Below are 7,183 nucleotides of genomic sequence, written 5' to 3'. Positions count from 1 at the left end.
TCTTCCCATAAGAAAAACCTCCTCAGCAAACAGTGCTTTTAATTATTTACACTGTCTACTGGGAGGTCATCATATCAACACCGTGCGTTTTTTTTATATAATCAGACTTGTTTAGAAAAATCACCTTCTGCAACCACCAGTTGACATATTTTCAGCCTGAATTGGTAGAAGGAAATTACCATAATTGGTATATTTTGTATGTAAGGAGGAGATGAATATGATTCTTGCTGATAAGATTATAGAAGAAAGAAAAAAGAATGGCTGGTCACAGGAAGAACTTGCAAGTAAGTTAGGTGTATCTAGGCAGGCTGTTTCAAAATGGGAAAGTGCAGGATCTATACCAGACCTAAAAAGAATACTTCAGATGTCTGAATTATTTGGTGTGACTACTGATTACTTACTAAAGAATGAAATAGAAGAAGAACCACTGAATGAATATGTTGAAACAAAAACAATCAAGGTAAGTATGGAAGAAGCCAATCAATATTTAGATATGAAAAGTAAAGGTTCAAGAATAGTCGCCAATGCGACAAGTCTATGCATATTAAGTTCTGTACCTCTTATAGTATTAGGTACAATGACAGAAGATCATATACTTATAGGTTTTAGTTTAGTACTACTTCTTGTATTAGTCGCAATAGCTGTCTATCTATTTGTGAATTATGGATTACGAGAATCTCATATGCAGCATTTAGAAAAAGAAATCTTTGAGACAGAATATGGTGTATCAGGTATGGTGCGTGAAAGAAGAGATAAGTATGAACCAACATTCACAAGGAATATTGCGATAGGAGTAGTACTTTGTATTCTTTCTGTCATTCCTACTATAATGGCAGGTGTAATGGAAGTAGAAGATTATATGAGTGGTATATCTGTAGGTCTATTACTTATTATTGTTTCTATAGGTGTCAATATTCTTATTCGTGCAGGTATGATCAAGTCTAGCTATGATACTCTATTGCAGGAAGGGGAATATACAATAGAAGAGAAACATTTGAAAAAGAAGACAGATGCTTTTTCGGGTGCTTATTGGTGTTTAATGGTTGCGATATATCTTGGATGGAGTTTCTGGACAAATAACTGGAAGTTCACATGGATTATATGGCCAGTGGCTGGAGTATTATATGCAGCAGTGCTTGGTCTGGTGAAAATGACTATAGAAGGTAGAGAAAAGTAGTTTATTCAATCTTAAAATAATTATTAGAAAAGTGATAGTTCACAAGTTTTCTTGTGAACTATTTTTCTCTCATTGTATAATGAAGATACAAAACATTTGACACTAAACTAGGGTTTAATGTTACCCTAATAAAGGTGGTGATTATATGGAAACAAAGGAAATACTAGAAAAAGTTAAAACAGGAGAACTATCTGTAGAAGAAGCCGAACAATTCTTTAAGAAATCAGCTTTTGAAGAATTAGGCTATGCGAAACTAGATACAAATAGAGAAATACGTTCAGGTTTTCAGGAAGTGATTTATTGCCAGGGAAAAGCAGATGATCACTTAGTCGGTATTGTGAGAAGACTTTATGAGGTGCAGGGAGAAGTATTTGGGACAAGAGCCTCAATACATCAATATGAACTTTTAAGGGATGAATTTCCTGAACTAGAATATGATCCATTATCACATATTATTAAGATAGAAAAAGAAAAGGAACATAAAGGGAAGATTGTTGTATGTAGTGCTGGTACAGCAGATCTTAATGTGGCTGAAGAAGCAGCACAGACAGCTGAATTCTTCGGGTGTCATGTAGAACGTTTGTATGATGTAGGTGTGAGTGGTATTCATCGCTTATTATCTCAACTAGATATCTTGCAATCAGCACGATGTATTATTGCGGTGGCAGGAATGGAAGGAGCTCTTGCAAGTGTCATAGGTGGTTTAGTAGACTGTCCTGTTATTGCAGTACCTACATCAGTGGGTTATGGAGCCAGCTTTCATGGTGTTAGTGCTTTACTTACAATGATTAATTCTTGTGCCAATGGTATTGCGGTAGTGAATATTGATAATGGCTATGGTGCAGGTTATATCGCAACACAGATTAATAGAACAGGAGAATCAAAATGAATCAATTATATTTAGAATGTTATTCTGGAATAAGTGGAGATATGTTTGTCGCAAGCTTACTTGATTTAGGGGCTTCAAAAGAAGTATTAGAAGAAGTTCTTTCATCATTATCTCTTACTGGTTTTAAAACTGAAATCACAAGAGTCAATAAATCAGGACTTGATGTCTGTGATTTTAATGTTATTTTGGATGAGGATAATCATGATCACGATATGAACTATTTATATGGTGAACATACACATCATGAACATCACCATCATCATGAACATCGTCACTTGCATGATATTTTACATATCATTGATCATGCACAAATGACAGATCATGCTAAAGAATTGGCTAAAAAGATCTTCACTATTTTAGGTGAAGCAGAAGCCAAAGCCCATGGTACTTCTATTGAAGAAGTCCATTTTCATGAAGTAGGTGCTGTGGATTCTATTGTAGATATTATTTCTGCAGCGGTATGTTTTGATGATTTAGGTATTGATGAAGTCTATATTCCGGTTATTTATGAAGGAACAGGTACTGTGAATTGTGCTCATGGCACTTTGCCTATTCCTGTTCCAGCTGTTAACAACATTGTATCGAGTCATCATTTACCTATTCATATTGATACTATCAAAGGAGAATTAGTGACTCCTACAGGTGCTGCCATTGCTGCGTCTATTGTGACATCTCATACACTTCCTTCTACCTTCACAATTAAAAAGACAGGTATAGGGGCAGGTAAGCGTGCTTATGAAAGACCAAGCTTACTTCGTGCAATGTTGATTGAAACAGATCCCAGGCACTGATCAAGTATGTAAGCTAGAAACAAATATTGATGATAGTACAGGAGAAGTATTAGGTCATGTGATGGAGTTATTAATGTCTCATGGTGCTAAAGATGTTCATTATATTCCCGTAATGATGAAAAAGAACAGACCTGCTTACTTACTCAATGTATTATGTGATGAAGAAAAAAGAAAAGAATTAGAAACAATCATCTTCAAAGAAACAAGCACTATCGGTATTAGACGTACTTACATGGAACGTACAGTTCTTACTAGAACCTTTGAAACAATTTCTACGCCTTTTGGTGATGCTGTATTTAAGGTGGTAGATATAGATGGAGAGAAAAGAGCGTATCCTGAATATGAAAGTGCGAAGTTATTAAGTGAAAAACATAATTTATCTATTATTGATGTTTATCAATTGCTGGAAAGGAGTTATTATGAATTTAGTCGCCATCATTGATCAGTATCTACATGAAGATGTTATGATTGCTTTTTCTGGTGGCGTAGACAGTACACTCTTATTAAAAATGGCAGTTGAAGCATCAAAGAGATATCATACGCATGTCTATGCTGTTACTATTCAAACAGCGCTTCATCCTGTGATGGAAGCAGATGAAGCCAAGCAAATAGCTGAAGAATTAGGGGCTATTCATAAAGTGATTCATGTAGATGAATTAGAAGGTGCAGGAATAGAGAATAATCCTGTAGATCGTTGTTATTTATGTAAGAAGTATATGTTTACTAAAGTGAAGGAACTCGCACACAGTTTAGGTATTTCTACTATTCTTGAAGGTACAAACGCCGATGATTTAAAACAATATCGTCCTGGTATCAAAGCAATTAAGGAATCAGGATTACATAGTCCACTCTTAGAGGCTAATATGACTAAAAAAGAAATTAGAGAATTGGCTAGTACTTACGATTTAAAAGCGGCTAATAAGCCATCTTCACCTTGTCTTGCGACAAGATTTCCTTATCATACATTACTTAATTATGAGGAAATGCGTAAAGTAGAAAAGATTGAAGATTATCTTCATACATATGGTTTCTACAATGTACGTGCAAGAATACATAATGACATAGTACGTTTAGAAATTGATCAAGATGCTTTTATGAAATGTATGGATAAACGTCAAGAGATTGTCTTATTTATTAAAGAATTAGGATATGACTATGTAACTCTTGATCTAGAAGGATTTAGAAGTGGTAGTCAAGATATTAAACTGGAGGAAAAATAATATGCATATGGCTGACGCCTTAGTCTCACCTGCTGTTGCGACAACGATGTATCTGGCATCAGGTGCAATGACTATTTATTCAATTAAAAAACTAGAAGAAGAAAATGATCCACAGAAACTCCCAATGATGGGGGTTATGGGTGCCTTTGTCTTTGCGGCCCAGATGATCAATTTCACTATCCCAGGAACAGGTTCTTCAGGACACTTAACAGGAGGACTCATGTTAACAGCACTACTTGGTCCTTATGCAGGTTTCTTAACGATGGTAGGTATACTGGCAATACAATGTCTGCTTTTTGCGGATGGTGGATTACTTGCCCTAGGATGTAATATATGGAATATGGCATTTTATGGATGCTTTATCTCTTCGATGTTGATATTTAAGCCAATAATCAGTAAAAAATTATCTAAGAAGAATTTGATGATTGCCTCTATCTTAGGTTCTATCATCTCTTTACAATTAGGTGCCTTCTCAGTAGTTGTAGAAACAGAATTATCAGGTATTACAGCACTCCCATGGAACTTATTCATTGGTGTGATGCAGCCTATTCATCTTGCGATAGGTGCAGTAGAAGGTATTATTACAGGTTTAGTTCTATCATTTATTTACGAAGCACGTCCAGAACTCATCTGGCAGGGGCATACAATTAAACTGGCAAAAACATCTAAAAAGAAGCTTCTTGCACTATTTGGTGGTCTCTCTGTCGCAGTGGCTGGTATTTTATCAATATTCGCTAGTGCTTTCCCTGATGGATTAGAATGGTCTATTTTACAGTTAACTGGTTCTACAGAACTACCACACAAAGGGGCTATTTATTCTATGTCTTCGCGTGTTCAGGAATTCACTGCATTATTACCTGACTATAATATTGCAGGACATGAATCAATCTTAGGTGGGATGTTTGCAGGAATCGTTGGAGTCTTAGTTGTCATAGGACTCTATATGCTCATTCATCGTTATCATGAAAAACATACAGAAAGCCATTAAGAGAGTGCATCAAATTGATGCACTTTCTAAACGTACAACCATTCTTTCTGCCATTCATCCCACTTATAAGATTTTGATTGTATTACTTTATTTGATAATCACTGCTTCTTATTCCATCCATAATATTTATATTGTAGTGATGTTTTTACCTTTACTCTTATTTTCAATGCTTGGAGAAATCAATTTATTCAAATGTCTAGGAGAACTCAAACCATTAGTGGCTTTATTACTCTTTATGGGAACACCTTTCTTATTCTTTAAGGGATATGGAATCACTTGTTTTATTGTGCTTGCATTAAAAGGAATATTTGCCTTACTATTCTCTTACATATTGATGACCACAACATCTATGGAGGAACTCTGTATGGGATTATCTAAACTAAAAGTGCCTCAATCTCTTATTGTTGTCATCATGTTAATCCAAAGATATCTCATTCTTTTCTTTAAAGAAACAGACAAAACTTTGCTTGCCTATAGCTTACGTGCACCAGGTCAGATTGGTATTTCTATAAAGACATGGGGAACGTTAGTTGGTTCAATGATGCTTCGTTCCATTGATCGTGCTATGAATGTCTATCAATCTATGATGTTAAGAGGTTTTAAAGGTGTAATGCCATTACAATCACAAAAATATGATTATAAGTTATCTAAACTTACATTTGGTATTATGTGTATACTATTACTATTCTTAAAAGGGGTGACATTATGATTGAACTGAATCATTTCTCTTTCTCTTATATAGAGAATCGTATTATATTAGATAATTTGAATTTTCATATCCAAAAAGGTGAAAAAGTAGGACTCATTGGCTGTAATGGAGCAGGGAAATCTACACTTCTTAAAACTATTATTGGAATAGAAAATGGTCAGGGAGAACTGAAAATTACAGATTTAACTATGAACAATCAAAACCTTGCATCTATTCGTTCCCATATAGGTTATGTATTCCAGGATTCAGATAATCAGCTCTTTATGTCTTCTGTATATGAGGATGTAGCCTTTGGCCCAATGAATGAAGGATTACAGGGAGAAGAATTAGAAGAACGTATCAACAAAGCATTAGATCTTGTACATATGCAGAAAAAGAAGCATGAGAAGATTTATCGCTTATCTGGTGGGGAGAAAAAAAGAACTGCCATTGCGACAGTCCTTTCTATGCGTCCAGATATTCTATTATTTGATGAACCTTCTGTTTCATTAGATCCTAGACATCGTCGTGGACTAATCAACGTATTAAACGAACTCCCTTATACAATGTTGATAGCGTCCCATGATTTAGATTTTATTTATGATACATGTGATCGTGTTTTATTACTATCTAACGGAAAGCTTGTCGCAGATGGACCAACTCAAGACATCTTAACAAATAAAAAGCTTCTTGAAGAAAATGGTTTAGAGCTTCCTCTTTCATTTAGTAGACAAAAGAGTATATAATAAAACTTTGTGAGGTGAAAAAGATGCGTTATGCACAAATAAGAGAAGTAGATATTGCGAATGGACCAGGTATTAGAGTATCTCTTTATACTCAAGGATGTCATCGTCATTGTCCATTCTGTTTTAATCAGGAAACATGGGATTTTAAAGGAGGAAAGGCTTTTACATCTGAATTAGAAGATGTATTAATTAAACTTATTAATAAACCCCATATTGCAGGATTCACACTTTTAGGTGGAGAACCTTTTGAAGAAGAAAACAGAGACGATATTTTAGAATTACTCAAACATATCAAAAAAGAATGCCCTACTAAATCTATCTGGGTCTATTCTTCATTCCTTTATGAAGAAATTATGGAATGGAAACAGCCATTACTTGATTATGTTGATGTATTAGTAGATGGACCATTTGTGAATGAATTAAAAGATGCAAATCTCAAATTCAGAGGTTCCTCTAATCAAAGAATTATTGATATAAAGAAAACAAAAGAAAATAAAAATATCACTTTAGTTGAGTTCAAAGAGATATAATAAATACTTATCAAATTGATAAGTATTTTTCTGTACAAAAGAAAACGTTTTAGCGTATAATAGTACTTATAAAGATTATAAGGTAGAGTCAAAAGTTTATGAAAAACTTGATGAATGACAGATTTCAGGGCTCGATGAACGATGCGATATCATT

At 34.5% G+C, this 7,183-nt stretch carries 9 protein-coding genes; all 9 read left to right on the top strand.

What is annotated here, in order from left to right; all coding sequences use genetic code 11:
- Positions 1 to 217 precede the first annotated feature (217 nt).
- The 9 genes from ABUA27_RS11480 (at position 218) to nrdG (ending at position 7,029) form a co-directional block, all read left to right on the top strand.
- Entirely contained in the window at positions 218 to 1,177 is a 960-nt protein-coding gene (locus ABUA27_RS11480) for a helix-turn-helix domain-containing protein (RefSeq protein WP_317375711.1), read from the top strand.
- Between the two features lie 145 nt (positions 1,178 to 1,322).
- Positions 1,323 to 2,066 (top strand): nickel pincer cofactor biosynthesis protein LarB, encoded by a 744-nt coding sequence (gene larB, locus ABUA27_RS11475; RefSeq protein WP_303353089.1) that lies wholly within the window; start codon positions 1,323 to 1,325, stop codon positions 2,064 to 2,066.
- Positions 2,063 to 2,857, top strand: coding sequence for a nickel pincer cofactor biosynthesis protein LarC (larC, locus tag ABUA27_RS11470; RefSeq protein WP_129981273.1), 795 nt, complete (start codon positions 2,063 to 2,065; stop codon positions 2,855 to 2,857). The genes larB and larC overlap by 4 nt, the downstream gene beginning before the upstream one ends.
- Entirely contained in the window at positions 2,835 to 3,299 is a 465-nt protein-coding gene (larC2, locus tag ABUA27_RS11465; RefSeq protein WP_129981274.1) for a nickel pincer cofactor biosynthesis protein LarC2, read from the top strand. The genes larC and larC2 overlap by 23 nt, the downstream gene beginning before the upstream one ends.
- Positions 3,277 to 4,077: an ATP-dependent sacrificial sulfur transferase LarE gene (gene larE / locus ABUA27_RS11460; protein ID WP_287846171.1), complete on the top strand. Its 801-nt coding sequence runs from the start codon at positions 3,277 to 3,279 to the stop codon at positions 4,075 to 4,077. Before larC2 ends, larE begins: the two co-directional genes overlap by 23 nt.
- 1 nt (position 4,078) lies before the next feature.
- The gene (locus ABUA27_RS11455; protein ID WP_287846173.1) at positions 4,079 to 5,065 is read left to right on the top strand and encodes an energy-coupling factor ABC transporter permease; all 987 of its coding nucleotides are present in this window, start codon (positions 4,079 to 4,081) and stop codon (positions 5,063 to 5,065) included.
- Positions 5,040 to 5,774, top strand: a complete 735-nt coding sequence (locus tag ABUA27_RS11450) for an energy-coupling factor transporter transmembrane component T family protein (protein ID WP_226793524.1) — start codon at positions 5,040 to 5,042, stop codon at positions 5,772 to 5,774. The genes ABUA27_RS11455 and ABUA27_RS11450 overlap by 26 nt, the downstream gene beginning before the upstream one ends.
- Positions 5,771 to 6,499 (top strand): energy-coupling factor ABC transporter ATP-binding protein, encoded by a 729-nt coding sequence (locus ABUA27_RS11445; protein ID WP_281080205.1) that lies wholly within the window; start codon positions 5,771 to 5,773, stop codon positions 6,497 to 6,499. Before ABUA27_RS11450 ends, ABUA27_RS11445 begins: the two co-directional genes overlap by 4 nt.
- Before the next feature lie 23 nt (positions 6,500 to 6,522).
- Positions 6,523 to 7,029 carry an anaerobic ribonucleoside-triphosphate reductase activating protein gene (nrdG, locus tag ABUA27_RS11440; RefSeq protein WP_129981279.1) on the top strand — a complete coding sequence of 169 codons (507 nt, stop codon included), beginning with the start codon at positions 6,523 to 6,525 and terminating at the stop codon, positions 7,027 to 7,029.
- Positions 7,030 to 7,183 lie beyond the last annotated feature (154 nt).

The sequence above is a fragment of the Catenibacterium sp. RTP21428st1_D7_RTP21428_210409 genome, assembly GCF_040227455.1.
Classification (GTDB): Bacteria; Bacillota_I; Bacilli_A; order Erysipelotrichales; family Coprobacillaceae; genus Catenibacterium; species Catenibacterium mitsuoka_A.
The sequence above is the reverse complement of the archived record's forward strand: the minus strand, read 5'-3'. Positions and strand labels throughout refer to the sequence as shown.

Coding starts and splice junctions, on each gene's coding strand:
- ABUA27_RS11480 (WP_317375711.1), top strand. CDS start 218: ATGATTCTTGCTGATAAGATTATAGAAGAAAGAAAAAAGAATGGCTGG.
- ABUA27_RS11450 (WP_226793524.1), top strand. CDS start 5,040: ATGAAAAACATACAGAAAGCCATTAAGAGAGTGCATCAAATTGATGCA.
- larE (WP_287846171.1), top strand. CDS start 3,277: ATGAATTTAGTCGCCATCATTGATCAGTATCTACATGAAGATGTTATG.
- ABUA27_RS11455 (WP_287846173.1), top strand. CDS start 4,079: ATGCATATGGCTGACGCCTTAGTCTCACCTGCTGTTGCGACAACGATG.
- larB (WP_303353089.1), top strand. CDS start 1,323: ATGGAAACAAAGGAAATACTAGAAAAAGTTAAAACAGGAGAACTATCT.
- nrdG (WP_129981279.1), top strand. CDS start 6,523: ATGCGTTATGCACAAATAAGAGAAGTAGATATTGCGAATGGACCAGGT.
- ABUA27_RS11445 (WP_281080205.1), top strand. CDS start 5,771: ATGATTGAACTGAATCATTTCTCTTTCTCTTATATAGAGAATCGTATT.
- larC (WP_129981273.1), top strand. CDS start 2,063: ATGAATCAATTATATTTAGAATGTTATTCTGGAATAAGTGGAGATATG.